The sequence below is a fragment of the Pseudomonas sp. 43(2021) genome (assembly GCF_017490805.1).
GTDB lineage: Bacteria > Pseudomonadota > Gammaproteobacteria > Pseudomonadales > Pseudomonadaceae > Aquipseudomonas.
Genome location: NZ_JAFGYJ010000015.1, coordinates 18,476 through 33,002 on the forward strand (window position 1 = coordinate 18,476; position 14,527 = coordinate 33,002).

The window sequence follows — 14,527 nt, forward strand, 5'->3', positions numbered from 1 at the left end:
GCGAGCTTGCTCGCGATGCGCCGCGCGGGCGGCGCTCGATCTCACAGGCGAAGAACCTCTAACGGCGGACATCCCACTTCATCAGATTTGTACCAAGATTTTTCATGAAATCCGCCCAGCACCCTTGAGCGAAGCTAAGTGGAAGTGAACAATGTTCTCTTTCGCATTCCCTTCGAGACTGGCCATGAAAACCCGTTCCCGTCTGCTTGCCTGGCTGCCGGCTTTATTGCTCGGCCCGGTACTGGCGCTGTGCAGTACCCTGGCGCTGGCCGAAGCCCCCGCCGAGGCCACCAAGGCTTTGCACCTGCTCGACTACATTGGCGCCGACTACCCGCCGACCGTACAAGACGGCAAGGTCATCGACGATGGCGAATACCGCGAGCAGCAAGAGTTCAGCGCGGTATTGGCTGAGCTGGTGAAGGGTCTGCCTGCCAATACCGAGCAAGCGGCACTGGAGCAGGGCATCCAAGCGCTGCGCCAGGCCATCGACCAGCGCCAGGACGGCCCGGTGGTGGCCAAGCAGGCCCGCCAACTGGGCGCGCGCCTGGCAGTGGCCTATGAGGTCAGCCAGGCCCCGGTAATCACCCCGGACCCGGCCCGTGGTGCTTCGCTGTACGCACAAAACTGCGCGATCTGCCACGGTGAAACCGGTGCCGGTGATGGACCGGCCGGCGTGGGCCTTGAGCCTGCGCCGGCCAACCTGCGCGATGTATCGCGCCTCGACCAGTTGAGCCTGTTCGACCTCTACAACACCCTGGCCCTGGGCATCGATGGCACCGAGATGCCGTCCTTTGCCGACCAGCTGGATGACCGCCAGCGTTGGGACGTGGCTGCATACATTGCCGGTTTCACCGCCAATCCACAGCCTGGCAAAGGCGACAAGACCTGGAACATCGCCGACCTGGCCCGGCAGACCCCGGCCGAAGTCGCCGTCAGCGAAGGCGCCACGGCCGTGGAGGCTTTCCGCGCCCAGCGCGCCCAGCCGCCGCAGGTCAAACGTGGCCCGGCACAATTGCTCGAATACACCGCCAGCACCCTGGACAAGAGCCTGGCGGCCTACCGCGCAGGTGATCACGACCAGGCCTATGACCTGTCAGTAGCGGCCTACCTGGAAGGCTTCGAGCTGGTGGAAAGCTCGCTGGACAACATCGATACCCAGGCGCGCAAGGACACCGAAAAATCGCTGATGGCCTACCGTCAGTCGCTGCAGGACGGCTTGCCCGTGGCCCAGGCCGAACAACGCCTGAGCGAAGCCAAGGCCAAGCTGGAGCAGGCTTCCAGGCTGCTGGGCAGCGATGGTCTGAGCTGGTCGCTGAGCTTTGTATCCGGCTTGCTGATCTTGCTGCGCGAAGGCCTGGAGGCGATTCTGGTGCTGGCGGCGATCCTGGCCTTCCTGCGCAACACCGGCCAGCAGTCGGCAGTGCGCAGCGTCAACATTGGCTGGGGCCTGGCGCTGGTCGCCGGTTTCGCCACCTGGGCCCTGGCGGCCTACGTGATCGACGTCGGTGGCGCCCAGCGCGAGCTGCTGGAAGGCTGCACGGCGCTTTTCGCCGCGGTGATGGTGCTGTGGCTTGGCGTGTGGATGCACGACCGCCGCCATGCCGCCGCCTGGAAGGACTACATCAAGAGCAGCCTGGTCAGTGGCGGCGGACGCTTCGGTTTTGCCGTGCTGGCGTTCTTCTCGGTATACCGCGAACTGTTCGAAGTGATCCTGTTCTACGAAACCCTGTGGCTGCAGGCCGGCCCGGCCGGGCACCAGGCGGTACTGGCGGGCGGTGCCACGGCGCTGGTGCTGCTGGTGGGGTTGGCTTGGGTAATTCTGCGTGGTTCGGCCAAGCTGCCGCTGTCGCTGTTCTTCAGCATCAACGCCGCGCTGCTATGTGCCTTGTCGGTGGTGTTCGCCGGGCATGGCGTGAAGGCACTGCAAGAGGCCGGGGTGCTGGGCACGCGGCCGGTGGCGTTCTTCGAATTCGACTGGCTGGGGATCCACGCCGATGCCTACTCGCTGTCAGCGCAGGCGCTGGCCTTGCTGGCCATCGTGTTCCTGTACGGGCGTTCGCGCCTGGCGGAAAGGCGCAGGGCAACGGCTAACTGATCGCCTGACAGGCTGGCGCGGCCCCTGTGGGCGCGGGCTTACCCGCGAAGCAAGCGGCGCGGTGTATGGCACCGGCTTCGCCGGTATTCGCGGCTAAAGCCGCTCCCACAGGGACCGCGCGAGTTTCAAAGTTTGAGCAAGACCGCCATTCAAGCCGGCTGTGGCGCCTTGAGAATGTTCTGCAGCAACTGGACACTTTCGACAGCGTCATGACCCAAGCTGGTCAGGTAGCCGCCATCAGGTTGATCGGTCAGCCCCTTTTCATGCAGGCGTTGCGCGGCGGCCACCAAGGCAGGGGAAGCGTTCTTGTGAATCTTGATGCCTTCCTGGCTGCTGTCGTGCTTGAACAGCGAAAGGACTTCCAGTTCAGCGATCAGATCGGGGGTAAAAGGCATGGCGACTCCTGACTTCCAGACAAGGATGACGGCACCGTTCTACGGTGCCTGATCTTCGAGTGTAGCCGGGTTATTCGTCCTCGCCTTGATCCATCTCAGGCGGTAACTCTGGCAGCGCCCGCAGCGCGCTTTCATACCACTCGCTGTTGAACGCGCGGTCTTCCACCAGCATGTTGTCGATCTCGAAGGCCAGCACATGGGCCATCAGGTTGAGAATGTCTTCACGCTCATAGCCAACCAGGGTCAGCTTGTTGAAGGTGGCCTTGGCCGCAGGCGGCTCGCCGCTTTCTATCTGGTTCTCGATAGCCTGGGTCAGCGTTGCCTCGGCGAAGGCTTCGTCGTCGTCATTGTCGATGTCGGTGGGCTCGCTCATGGCGGTACTCCTGGGATGGGATGCACAGTGTGCCACGCCTGTGGCAGCAATGCCCGGGCATTGACGGGGTGCATGACGCTGGTCAGGGGGCGGCTGATCGGTCTATAAAAGCCGGGCCAACCCCTTACGGCCTGGAGGCTGTTACCTCATGCTCAAGCTTTATGGATTCTCGGTCAGCAACTACTACAACATGGTCAAGCTGGCCCTGCTGGAAAAAGGCCTGCCCTTCGAGGAAGTCACCTTCTATGGCGGCCAGGCGCCACAGGCGCTGGAAGTGAGCCCGCGAGGCAAGGTGCCGGTGCTGCAGACCGAACACGGCTTCCTCAGCGAAACCAGTGTGATCCTCGACTATATCGAGCAGACCCAGGGCGGCAAGGCGCTGCTGCCGGCCGACCCGTTCGGGCAAGCCAAGGTGCGTGAGCTGCTCAAGGAAATCGAGCTGTACATCGAGCTGCCGGCGCGTACCTGTTACGCCGAGTCTTTCTTTGGCATGTCGGTAGAGCCGCTGATAAAGGAAAAAGCCCGTGCCGACCTGCTGGCCGGTTTTGCCACGCTCAAGCGCAACGGCCGCTTCGCACCCTATGTGGCGGGTGAGCAACTGACCCTGGCAGACCTGATGTTCTGCTTCTCGGTCGATCTGGCCTGTGCCGTGGGCAAGAAGGTGCTGAACATCGACTTCCTGGCGGACTTCCCGCAGGCCAAGGCGTTGTTGCAGCTGATGGGCGAGAACCCGCACATGGCGCGGATCGTGGCGGACAAGGAGGCGGCGATGCCGGCCTTCATGGAGATGATTCGTAGCGGAAAACGCTGAGAACAGTGTTGGGGCATTCGCGGGTAAACCCGCTCCCACAGGTACAGCACTGCTTTTGAAGCCTGTGCAATACCTGTGGGAGCGGGTTTACCCGCGAACGAGGGCGAAGCCCTCGCAATGGGCCTTAACGCGAAGCCAGCAGCGCCTTGCCGCGGGCCACGGCGGCACGCACCTGCGCCGGTGCGGTACCACCAATGTGGTTACGGGCATTCACCGAGCCTTCCAGGGTCAGCACGGCAAACACGTCCTGCTCGATCTGGTCGCTGAACTGGCGCAGTTCGTCCAGGCTCATTTCGGCCAGGTCCTTGCCGGTGTCCACGCCATACTTCACCGCGTGGCCCACGATCTCGTGGCAGTCACGGAACGGCAGGCCACGGCGTACCAGGTAGTCGGCCAGGTCGGTGGCGGTAGAGAAGCCGCGCAGGGCCGCTTCACGCATGATGGCATGCTTGGGCTTGATTGCCGGGATCATGTCGGCAAAGGCACGCAGCGAGTCGCGCAGGGTGTCGGCGGCGTCGAACAGCGGTTCCTTGTCTTCCTGGTTGTCCTTGTTGTAGGCCAGCGGCTGGCCTTTCATCAGGGTCAGCAGGCCGGTCAGGGCGCCGAACACGCGGCCGCTCTTGCCACGTACCAGTTCTGGCACGTCCGGGTTCTTTTTCTGCGGCATGATCGAGCTGCCAGTGCAGAAGCGGTCTGGCAGGTCGATGAACTGGAACTGCGCGCTGGTCCACAGCACCAGCTCCTCGGAGAAGCGCGACAGGTGCATCATCGCCACGCTGGCGGCGGCGCAGAATTCGATGGCGAAGTCGCGGTCCGACACGCCATCCAGCGAGTTGCCGGCCACGGCTTCGAAGCCCAGCAGCTTGCAGGTGAGTTCGCGGTCGATCGGGTAGGTGGTGCCGGCCAGTGCGGCGCTGCCCAGGGGCATGCGGTTGGCACGCTTGCGGCAGTCGACCAGGCGCTCGTAGTCGCGGCTGAGCATTTCGAACCAGGCCAGCAGGTGGTGGCCGAAGGTGACCGGCTGGGCCGTCTGCAGGTGGGTGAAGCCGGGCATGATGGTTTCCGCTTCACGCTCGGCCTGCTCCAGCAGGCCCTGCTGCAGGCGGGTGATTTCGGCCAGGATCAGGTCGATTTCGTCACGCAGCCACAGGCGGATGTCGGTGGCCACCTGGTCGTTGCGGCTACGGCCGGTGTGCAGCTTCTTGCCGGTGATGCCGATACGGTCGGTCAGGCGTGCCTCGATGTTCATGTGCACGTCTTCGAGATCGACGCGCCAGTCGAAGGTGCCGGCCTCGATCTCGCCCTGAATGGTCTTCAGGCCATCGATGATGGTGTCGCGCTCGGCATCGCTGAGCACGCCGACCTGCGCCAGCATGGTGGCATGGGCGATCGAACCCATGATGTCGTGGCGGTACAGGCGCTTGTCGAAATCGACCGAGGCGGTGAAACGGGCGACGAAGGCGTCGACGGGCTCACTGAAGCGGCCGCCCCAGGACTGATTGGTCTTGTCGGTGCTCATGGATTCACTCATTGCAGGCGTGAACGAAAAAGAGGCGCCGATGATAGCAGGGTTGGGCTGGCCGCCGCAGGGCGCTGGTCGAGAGAAATGCACGGAAAACGGCAGAGAAGGATTTGCAGGAATGAACGGCAGTGTTCCACGGACCGTCTACAGTTGGACTGAGGACTGGCAGTGAATCTGCCAGCCGAGTGAATCTTTGGCCATCGCACCGGTCTAGAGCGTGACCTTAGTGTCGCTCGAACCATACCTGTCTACGCTATACCTGTGCGAGACTCATTCAGGAATCCAGCGCAATTATGAATGTCCTGATCGTTGATGACGAACCCCAAGGCCGTGAGCGCCTTAGCCGGCTGCTCGGCGAACTGGAGGGTTACACCGTGCTGGAGCCTAGCGCCACCAACGGCGAGGAGGCCCTGGCGCTGATCGAAAGCCTCAAGCCCGATGTGGTCCTGCTGGACATCGGCATGCCAGGCCTGGATGGCCTGCAGGTTGCTGCCCGCCTGTGCGAGCGCGAGGCGCCGCCGGCGGTGGTGTTTTGCACCGGGGACGATGAATATGGTGCCGAGGCTTTCAAGGACAGTACCCTCAGCCATGTGACCAAACCTTTCCAGGCCCAGGCCTTGCGCGATGCCTTGCGCAAGGCCGAAAAGCCCAACCGCGGCCAGTTGGCGGCGCTCACCCGACCAGGTAATGAAGGTGGCGGCCCGCGTAGCCACATCAGTGCCCGTACGCGCAAAGGCATCGAGCTGATCCCTTTGCCCCAGGTGATCTACTTCATTGCCGACCACAAGTACGTGACCTTGCGCCACGAGGCCGGAGAAGTGCTGCTCGACGAGCCGCTCAAGGCCCTGGAAGACGAGTTTGGCGAACGCTTCGTGCGTATCCACCGCAACGCGCTGGTCGCCCGTGAGCGTATCGAACGCCTGCAGCGCACCCCGTTGGGGCATTTCCAGCTGTACCTGAAAGGCCTGGACGGGGACGCCCTGACCGTCAGCCGGCGCCATGTGGCCGGTGTGCGCAAGATGATGCAGACCCTCTGAGCCCTTTGCGCAAGTCTGTGGATTTGCTCGGGCCTTGTGGGAGCGGCCTTGTGTCGCGAAAGGGCCGCAAGGCCGCTCCCACAGCAAACCACACATGGCCTGTTGATCCGTATCTGCTAGCGATACCGGCGATGCTGTTATCATCGACAGCATTTCTCTGGATCGGGGCGTTCCATGTCCACTCGCGAAATCCGCATTGCCACCCGTAAAAGTGCCTTGGCCCTGTGGCAGGCCGAATACGTCAAAGCCCGCCTCGAGCAGGCCCACCCCGGTCTGCTGGTAACCCTGGTGCCCATGGTCAGCCGTGGTGACAAGCTGCTCGACGCCCCGCTGGCGAAGATTGGCGGCAAGGGCCTGTTCGTCAAGGAACTGGAAACCGCCTTGCTGGACAATGAAGCCGACATCGCCGTGCATTCGATGAAGGACGTGCCCATGGACTTTCCCGAAGGCCTGGGCCTGTACTGCATCTGCGAGCGCGAAGACCCGCGCGATGCCTTCGTCTCCAACCGCTTCGCCAGCCTCGACGCGCTGCCGGCCGGCAGCATCGTCGGTACCTCCAGCCTGCGCCGCCAGGCCCAGTTGCTGGCGCGTCGCCCGGACCTGCAAATCCGCTTCCTGCGCGGCAACGTCAACACACGCCTGGCCAAGCTGGATGCCGGTGAATACGACGCCATCATCCTTGCTGCCGCCGGTCTGATCCGTCTGGGCTTCGAAGACCGCATCACCTCCACCATCAGCGTCGATGACAGCTTGCCGGCTGGCGGCCAGGGCGCGGTGGGCATCGAGTGCCGCAGCGCCGACCACGAAATTCACGCGCTGCTGGCGCCGCTGCACCATGCCGACACCGCCGACCGGGTGGTGGCCGAGCGTGCCTTGAACAAACGCCTGAATGGTGGCTGCCAGGTGCCGATTGCCTGCTATGCGGTACTGGAAGGTGACCAGCTGTGGCTGCGTGGCCTGGTTGGCCAGCCCAGCGGCGGCACGCTGCTGGTGGCCGATGCCCGCGCGCCCCGTACTGCCGCCGAAACCCTGGGTGTGCAAGTGGCCGAGGACCTGCTGGGGCAGGGTGCCGAGGCCATCCTCAAGGAAGTCTACGGCGAGGCCGGCCACCCGTGAGCCAGTGGCGCCTGTTGCTGACCCGGCCTGCCGAGGACTGTGCGGCACTGGCGCAAAGCCTGGCGGCGGCGGGGGTGGGCAGCAGCTGCCTGCCGCTGTTGGCGATCGAGCCCGTCACCGTGGGTAACCAGCAACGCCTGTTGCTGGAAGGCCTGCAGGGCTTCCAGGCGATCATCGTGGTCAGCAAGCCGGCTGCCCGGTTGTTGCTTGAGCAACTGGCCAAGGCCGGCCTGCAGCCACCCGTGCAAGGCTGGTTCACTGTGGGCGAGGCGACCGCCGCCGTGCTGCAGGGTGCGGGCCTGGCGGTGAGCGTCCCGCCACGTGGTGATGACAGCGAAGCGTTGCTGGCGCTGCCAGCCCTGCGCCAGGCAGTTGCTGTGCCGGCGCCACGGGTCTTGATCGTTCGTGGCGTCGGAGGTCGCGAACTGCTGGCAGAGCGTCTTGCAGAGCAAGGTGCTAGTGTCGATTATCTGGAACTGTATCGTCGCTGCCTGCCGGCTTACCCGGCGGGCACCCTGATGCGCCGCATCGAAGCGGAACGCCTCAATGGCCTGGTGGTCAGCAGTGGGCAGGGTTTTGAACACTTGCAGCAGATGGCCGGTGCCGACTGGCTGCAGCTGGCGCGTCTGCCGCTGTTCGTGCCCAGCCCTCGGGTCGCCGAACAGGCCAGGGCCGCCGGGGCCCAACAGGTTGTGGATTGCCGTGGCGCCAGTGCCACGGCCTTGCTGGCAGCCGTGCAGCGCAGCGCTGCACCTGCCTCTTAAGGCGCTAAGCTGAACGCGATGCGCCCCCATGCAAAGGATGGATACGTGAGCGAGACTGTCTTGTCCAATAACGATCAGCCGTCGGCACAAGCGCCGGCGGAACCCGTCACCACCCCACCTGCCAAGCGCTCCGGCAGTGGCCTTGCAACGCTGGCCCTGCTGTTGGGTGCGGCCGGGGTGGCGGTAGGTGGCTGGGGTGTCTGGCAGGTGCGTCAACTGCAAGGCAGCGAATTCAACCAGGGCCAGCACATCGAGGCGCTGAACCAGCGCGCCGAGGCCTTGCAGCAGCGTGAGCAGCAGATCAGCGCGCAACTGGCCAGCCTGCCGGCGGCCAGCGAGCTGGAAGACCGCCGCCGCCTGGTAGCGCAGTTGCAAGGCGACCAGCAACGCCTCAGCCAGCGCCTGGAAACCGTGCTGGGCGAAAGCCGCAAGGAATGGCGCCTGGCCGAAGCCGAGCACTTGCTGCGCCTGGCCACCCTGCGCCTGTCGGCGCTGCAGGACATCACCAGTGCCAAGGCCTTGGTCGAGGGTGCTGACGAGATCCTGCGCGAGCAGAGCGATCCGGGTGCCTTCGCCGCCCGTGAGCAGCTGGCGCGTAGCCTGGCCACGCTCAACAGCACCCAGCAACCGGACCGTACCGGCTTGTTTCTCAAACTGGCCGCGCAGCGCGAGCTGGTGCAGCAACTCAGCGCCCAGTCGCCGGAGTTCGAAACCAATGCCGACGCCCTGGGCGCCCTGACCGCCGATGGTGATGGCGCCAGTCGCCTGTCCCAGTGGTGGGCCGAGATCTCCAAGTACTTCCAGATCGACTTCAACGCCGATGACAACGTGCGGCCGCTGCTGGCCGGGCAGCAACTGAACCAGCTGCGCCTTGCCCTGAGCCTGACCATCGAACAGGCCCAGTGGGCAGCGCTCAATGGCGATAGCAAGGTCTACACCCAGGCGTTGGACGACGCCCGTAGCGTGCTGCTGGCCAACTTCAACGCCGACAACCCGCAAAGCAAGGCCATGCTTGACAGCCTCAATGCCCTGGCCGAGCAGCCGGTGTCGGTGGTTACCCCCGACCTCAGCGAAAGCCTGGCCGCAGTACAGGCCTATATCCAGCGCCGCCACCTGCCGGCCGAGGCTGAAGGGGGCAAGCCATGAAGCGTGTCTACCTGCTGGCCGTGCTGGCGATTGTGGTCGCGGCGGCGCTGGGTATTGCGGTCGCCAAGCACAGCGGCTACGTGCTGATCTCCTATGGCAGCTTCCGCTACCAGTCGGGGTTGTGGGCGGCCCTGGCCGGCTTGCTGGCGGTGGTGCTGCTGCTGTGGCTGGTGCGCTACCTGGTCGGCCTGGTGCTGACTTCCAGCGGCGTGGTCAACCCATGGTCGCGGCGTAATCGCAGCCGGCGCGTTCGCCTGGCCATCGAGCAAGGCCAACTGGACCTCGCCGAGGGCCGTTGGGCCAGTGCCCAGCGCCACCTGCACCGTGCCGCAGAGGCCGAGCGCCAGCCGTTGCTGTATTACCTTGGTGCCGCGCGTGCTGCCAACGAGCAAGGCCGAACCGAAGACAGCGATAACCTGCTGGAGCGTGCCCTGGAGCGCCAGCCGCAAGCGGAACTGGCTATCGCCCTGACCCATGCGCAGTTGCAGATGGACCGTGGCGAAAGCGATGGCGCCCTGGAAACCCTGCTGGCCATGCAGGAGCGCCACCCGCACAACAGCCAGGTGCTGCGCCTGCTGCAGCGGCTGCACCTGGAGCGCGGCGACTGGTCGGCACTGATCCGCCTGCTGCCCGACCTGCGCAAGGGCAAGGTGCTGCCAGCCGCCGAACTGGCTGCCCTGGAGCAACGTGCCTGGGGCCAGAACCTGAGCCTGGCCACCACCCGTGGCGAGGACGCGCAAAGTGCCCGTCAGGCCCTGGAGCGCGCCTGGCAGCAACTGACCGCTGCCCAGCGCCAGGAGCCGCAGCTGGTGCTGGCCTACGCCGAGCAATTGCGCCAGGTGGGTGCCCAGAGCGAAGCCGAACAAGTGCTGCGCACCGCCCTCAAGCGTGAATACGAAAGCCACCTGGCCCGCCTGTACGGCCTGGTGCGCGGCGATGACCCGGCGCGTCAGCTGCAAACTGCCGAAGGTTGGCTCAAGGCCCACCCGCAGGACGCCAGCCTGCTGCTGACCCTGGGTCGTCTGAGCCTGCAGAACCGCTTGTGGGGCAAGGCGCGCGACTACCTGGAAAGCAGCCTGCGCATGGAGCGCAACCCCGAGGCCTGCGCCGAGCTGGCGCGTCTGCTTGCCGGCCTTGGCGAGACCGAGCGAAGCAACCAGCTGTTCCAGGAGGGCCTCGGCCTGCTGGACGAGCGCCTGCTAGCCCTGCCTTTGCCAGAAGGCGTGCGCGCCTGACCTACCCCAGGGCCCGTGCCAAGGCGCGGGCTCCGGGGGCGGGTAACTTGTCTCTCGATGTAAGTTCGATCTGCAGTCCATTTCTTCAGACGCTTCCTACCGCATGGCTGGAAATTTCCTTCGCGATTCAGCGACTTGTCATTGCTGTCGCGCCTTGAAACAAAGCGTGTCTTTCCTCTACCGTTTCAAGCCACTTCATTATCCCGGGACCTTCACCGCCCATGCTGCCGGCCCGTTTGCGCACCTTTTTTCTACCTGCCTGCCTCGCTGCACTGGCGGTACTGGCCGCGTCCTTCCACCTGGAAAACGTCCTGGGGCTGGTGCCTTGCCCGTTGTGTTTCAGCCAGCGGCTGCTGCTTGGCGTGTACGCGCTGCTGTGCCTGGCGGCAGTGCTACAGGCACCGGGTACGGCGGGTATTCGCTGTTACGCGCGGGCGACGCTGGGCTGTTCGCTGACCGGTGCGTTGCTGGCAGCACGGCATGTCTGGTTGCAGGGGGCTGACGGGGCCATCCCTGTCTGCCCGGTGCCGATCGGGCGGCTGTTGGAGCAGTCCTGGGGCGAGGCGGCTCGGCAACTGTTGTTCGGTGGCCCGGATTGCAACTCGCTGACCTGGAGCTTTCTCGACCTGACCTTGCCCGAGTGGAGCCTACTGGCTTTTCTGCTTTTGGCGGGGCTGCCCTTGAGCTGCCTGCTGGCGTATCGTTTCCGCACCCTGGCGAAAACATGACCTGGCGCAAGGCTGGCGCCATTGGCGCGACCAATGGCCGTGTAACAGGTTATTAAACACTTGTATGAACTTTGTCCGCTGCGTACCTTGAAGGGCAGCACGCACGGGAATAATCTCCCAGCACGCATACCGAAAACACAACTGCTCGATGCCGCCTGCTGATGTCACCTTTGTGCTGCACGGTCGTGGTGCGAGGTGCAGCGGCATCTACCCAGAAGGGAAGAGATCGCCATGCTCGATAGTTGTCAGAACGCTCAGGAACGCTGGGGTGGGGTTCACAAACTGATCGACCGCTGGCTGGCGGAGCGCAAGGAACTGGTGCAGGCTTTCCGCGCACTGCGCGATGCCAAGCCGGCCTTCGCCGACAAGGACACCAACGGGGAGTTTTGCGCGCTCCTTGTCGACTACGTTTCGGCGTGGCATTTCGAGGTCTGCGAGCAGTTGGTCAGTGAGGCCAAGGCTTTCGGAGACGAAAAAGCGCTGAAGCTGGCCGAAGAGATCAACCCACGGATCAACGACAGTACTCAGATCGCACTGGCCTTCAATGACCATTGCGCCAAGGGTGAGTGCAAGGACACCGAACGCTTCGCCGAGAAACTGGCCAAGTTGGGCGGGCTGTTGCACGAGCGCTTCGAACTTGAAGACTGCCTGATCGAAGTGCTGCACAACGCGCACAAGGAAGAAGGCGCGGTCCAGGCCTGAGGGTTGGCGTCAGTCGCCAACCGCCAGCAGTTCGATCTCGAACACCAGGGGTGTGTAGGGTGCTATCAGGTCCCCTGCGCCCTCGGCGCCATAGGCTTGCGCCGACGGAATCACCAGGCGCCATTTGGCGCCGGCGTGCATTCGCGGCAAGGCCACCTGCCACCCTTCGATCACCGAATCCAGGCTGAACCATTGGGGCGTCTGGTTCTGGTCGAACACCGAGCCGTCTGGCAACCTGCCCACATAGCGCACCTGCACCTTGCCACCGGCTTTGGGCTGCGCACCCGTACCTGCTTGCAGTTCGCTGTAGAGCACGCCCTCCGGTAGTTCGTGCACACCATAACCACCACGCTCTTTGGTCATGAAGCGTGTTTCGGCAGCCTGCAGCTTCTGCATGGCGGCATCGCCTTCCTGCGTTTCATGCTGCCGGAGCACGGCCTGCATGCGTGCCTTGTCGAGTTTCAGCGGTTGCCCCTGGTAGGACTGGCGCAGGCCTTCGACCAGCGCATCCAGTTGCAGGCCCGGCATATCCTGGCGCAGCCGCTCACCCAGGCTGGCGCCGAGGCTGTAGGCAAGGTCATGTTCGTCGCTGTCGGCCAGGGCGATGGGGGCCAGCAGGCATAAACCTAAAACAAGATATCGAGGCATGGTCGGTTCCTGCGCCAATGAGCGGGGAAGTATGCCAGTGTTCCGTTTTGTATTGTGTGCTCGCGGTCCTTGTAGGTGCGGCCTTGTGTCGCGACAGGGCTGCAAAGCAGCCCCGGCAATATCTGCGGTGGTGCCGAAATCCAGGGGCTGCTCCGCAGCCCATCGCGACACAAGGCCGCTCCTACAGGGTGCTGTGCATTACAGATAAGTGGCAAATATCAGCAATGATTTATTCAGCAACTACACTTGCTCGGAGCTGCAAGATAACAACTTTGCCCAGGCATGCAACGCGGCGTAAATATTACTGTCAACATGCCCTAGCGGCGGTAGCAGCAGAAGCATAGTATGAGCCGCAATCTCGTCAGCCAGGAGGTAAACCATGTCGGCCAAAAAGAAGCCAGTAAGTACGCCGTTACACCTGCTCCAGCAACTTTCGGGCAGCTTGCTCGAACACTTGGAGGATGCCTGCTCGCAAGCGCTGGCTGATGCGGAAAAACTGCTGGCCAAGTTGGAAAAGCAGCGTGGCAAGGCCCAGGAAAAACTGCACAACGGTCGCCTGAAACTGCAAGATGCGGCCAAGGCAGGTAAAGCCAAGGCGCAGACCAAGGCGCAAAAAATCATTGGCGAACTTGAAGAACTGCTCGACTCCCTCAAGGAACGTCAAACCCAGACCCGTTCTTATATCCAGCAACTCAAGCGCGATGCCCAGGACAGCCTCAAGCTGGCCCAGGGTGTAGGCAAGGTTCGCGAAGCTGCAGCCAAGGCGCTTGACCAGCGTGCTGCCAAGACCGCCAAGCCCGCCTCCAGGGCTGCTGCCGCCAAACCTGCAGCCAAGCCAGCCGCCAAGGCCACTGCTGCCGCCAAACCAGCTGCCAAGGCTACTGCTGCGGCCAAACCTGCAGCCAAGCCAGCCGCCAAGGCTACTGCTGCGGCCAAACCTGCAGCCAAGCCAGCCGCCAAGGCCACTGCTGCGGCCAAACCTGCAGCCAAGCCAGCCGCCAAGGCCACTGCTGCGGCCAAACCTGCAGCCAAGCCAGCCGCCAAGGCCACTGCTGCGGCCAAACCTGCAGCCAAGCCAGCAGCCAAGGCCACTGCTGCAGCCAAACCTGCAGCCAAGCCAGCCGCCAAGGCCACTGCCGCAGCCAAACCTGCAGCCAAGCCCGCTGCCACAGCCAAGCCAGCGGCGGCCAAAGCACCAGCCAAAGCCGCTGCTGCCAAGCCAGCCGCGAAGCCAGCTGCCGCCAAGGCTCCAGCACGTGCGGCCGCCAAACCCGCCGCCAAGCCAGCAGCTGCCAAGCCTGTTGTCAGCAAGCCAGCCGAAGCCAAACCGGCTACGCCTGCCGCCAGCACCCCGGCCGCTGCGACCAACTCGGCCACCCCGGCAGCTTCGGTAGCACCATCGGCACCCGCCAGCACCCCGGCTCAGGCACCGTCTTCGGCGTCCTGAAACGTTGCCGCCGCGACGCGCAATCGAACCAGCGCGTCGTGGTGGCGGGCCTGGTCCGGCACCAGCCGGGCCAGCCAGTCGTCCACGGGCTCATGGGCGCCTGCCGGCCACTGTCGCGAACGCTCCTGCAAGCGCTCAAGCAAGGCTTTCTCGGCCTGTAGCTCCAACCCCTTCACCTGCTCACGCAACGCCGCCAGCTGCGCATCATTTTGCGCTGCTGCTCGCCACTGTTGGCGCAAGCTACGTAATGGGTTGACCACTTCGCGCTGCCAGGGCTCGGTAACCTCGCGCAATGCCTGTACGCGTTCGTCCCGCACGGCCACGCCACGCGCCTGCAGCCAGGTTGCGCACAGCAGCAGACAGACATCGCCACCCTGCGCCTGCAGGGCGAGGCAGGCCGCTTCCACGCCGGGCCTGGCATACAGGGCCAGGGCGTGATTCCACAGGTCGGTGTGCATGGTTCCACTCGCGCTATGGGCCGAGGAAGCTGGTAGACTCCGCGACCATC

General features: G+C 64.2%; 15 protein-coding genes. 10 read left to right on the plus strand and 5 right to left on the minus strand.

Annotated elements, in window-relative coordinates; all coding sequences use genetic code 11:
- Window positions 1–151: 151 nt before the first annotated feature.
- Complete coding sequence (locus J5M71_RS14525) at window positions 152–2,095, plus strand: FTR1 family protein (protein ID WP_207833053.1); 1,944 nt, start codon at window positions 152–154, stop codon at window positions 2,093–2,095.
- Between the two features lie 149 nt (window positions 2,096–2,244).
- On the opposite strand, the gene J5M71_RS14530 is transcribed toward J5M71_RS14525, so the two are convergent.
- Window positions 2,245–2,490 carry a TIGR02647 family protein gene (locus tag J5M71_RS14530; protein ID WP_015268535.1) on the minus strand — a complete coding sequence of 82 codons (246 nt, stop codon included), beginning with the start codon at window positions 2,488–2,490 and terminating at the stop codon, window positions 2,245–2,247.
- A gap of 70 nt (window positions 2,491–2,560) precedes the next feature.
- A complete protein-coding gene (locus J5M71_RS14535) occupies window positions 2,561–2,863 on the minus strand; it encodes a hypothetical protein (protein ID WP_063914387.1) in 303 nt (100 codons plus the stop codon).
- Window positions 2,864–3,011: 148 nt separating this feature from the next.
- Here J5M71_RS14535 and J5M71_RS14540 point away from each other — a divergent pair, with 148 nt between their 5' ends.
- Window positions 3,012–3,674: a glutathione S-transferase gene (locus J5M71_RS14540; protein ID WP_207833055.1), complete on the plus strand. Its 663-nt coding sequence runs from the start codon at window positions 3,012–3,014 to the stop codon at window positions 3,672–3,674.
- Between the two features lie 124 nt (window positions 3,675–3,798).
- Here the strand turns inward: J5M71_RS14540 and argH are convergent, their stop codons facing one another.
- Entirely contained in the window at window positions 3,799–5,193 is a 1,395-nt protein-coding gene (argH, locus tag J5M71_RS14545) for an argininosuccinate lyase (RefSeq protein ID WP_025337274.1), read from the minus strand.
- A gap of 296 nt (window positions 5,194–5,489) precedes the next feature.
- Between argH and J5M71_RS14550 the strand changes: the two genes are divergently transcribed.
- The 7 genes from J5M71_RS14550 to rsd all read left to right on the plus strand — a co-directional run bounded on the left by J5M71_RS14550 (window position 5,490) and on the right by rsd (window position 11,924).
- Entirely contained in the window at window positions 5,490–6,233 is a 744-nt protein-coding gene (locus tag J5M71_RS14550; RefSeq protein ID WP_063914390.1) for a LytTR family DNA-binding domain-containing protein, read from the plus strand.
- Between the two features lie 174 nt (window positions 6,234–6,407).
- Window positions 6,408–7,349, plus strand: coding sequence for a hydroxymethylbilane synthase (hemC, locus tag J5M71_RS14555; protein ID WP_063914391.1), 942 nt, complete (start codon window positions 6,408–6,410; stop codon window positions 7,347–7,349).
- Window positions 7,346–8,113, plus strand: coding sequence for a uroporphyrinogen-III synthase (locus J5M71_RS14560; RefSeq protein ID WP_207833057.1), 768 nt, complete (start codon window positions 7,346–7,348; stop codon window positions 8,111–8,113). Before hemC ends, J5M71_RS14560 begins: the two co-directional genes overlap by 4 nt.
- A gap of 45 nt (window positions 8,114–8,158) precedes the next feature.
- The gene (locus J5M71_RS14565) at window positions 8,159–9,259 is read left to right on the plus strand and encodes a uroporphyrinogen-III C-methyltransferase (RefSeq protein ID WP_063914393.1); all 1,101 of its coding nucleotides are present in this window, start codon (window positions 8,159–8,161) and stop codon (window positions 9,257–9,259) included.
- Window positions 9,256–10,494 carry a heme biosynthesis protein HemY gene (locus J5M71_RS14570; protein WP_207833059.1) on the plus strand — a complete coding sequence of 413 codons (1,239 nt, stop codon included), beginning with the start codon at window positions 9,256–9,258 and terminating at the stop codon, window positions 10,492–10,494. The genes J5M71_RS14565 and J5M71_RS14570 overlap by 4 nt, the downstream gene beginning before the upstream one ends.
- 221 nt (window positions 10,495–10,715) lie before the next feature.
- On the plus strand, window positions 10,716–11,222 hold the full coding sequence (locus tag J5M71_RS14575; RefSeq protein WP_207833061.1) for a disulfide bond formation protein B: 507 nt from the start codon (window positions 10,716–10,718) through the stop codon (window positions 11,220–11,222).
- A 231-nt stretch (window positions 11,223–11,453) separates the two neighbouring features.
- Window positions 11,454–11,924 carry a sigma D regulator gene (gene rsd, locus J5M71_RS14580; protein WP_207833063.1) on the plus strand — a complete coding sequence of 157 codons (471 nt, stop codon included), beginning with the start codon at window positions 11,454–11,456 and terminating at the stop codon, window positions 11,922–11,924.
- Window positions 11,925–11,933: 9 nt separating this feature from the next.
- Here the strand turns inward: rsd and J5M71_RS14585 are convergent, their stop codons facing one another.
- Window positions 11,934–12,572, minus strand: coding sequence for an FKBP-type peptidyl-prolyl cis-trans isomerase (locus J5M71_RS14585; protein WP_207833065.1), 639 nt, complete (start codon window positions 12,570–12,572; stop codon window positions 11,934–11,936).
- Between the two features lie 379 nt (window positions 12,573–12,951).
- Here J5M71_RS14585 and J5M71_RS14590 point away from each other — a divergent pair, with 379 nt between their 5' ends.
- Window positions 12,952–14,019, plus strand: coding sequence for an AlgP family protein (locus tag J5M71_RS14590; RefSeq protein WP_207833067.1), 1,068 nt, complete (start codon window positions 12,952–12,954; stop codon window positions 14,017–14,019).
- Here J5M71_RS14590 and J5M71_RS14595 read toward each other — a convergent pair.
- A complete protein-coding gene (locus tag J5M71_RS14595; protein ID WP_063914399.1) occupies window positions 13,995–14,477 on the minus strand; it encodes a TIGR02444 family protein in 483 nt (160 codons plus the stop codon). The genes J5M71_RS14590 and J5M71_RS14595 overlap by 25 nt on opposite strands.
- Window positions 14,478–14,527: the final 50 nt, after the last annotated feature.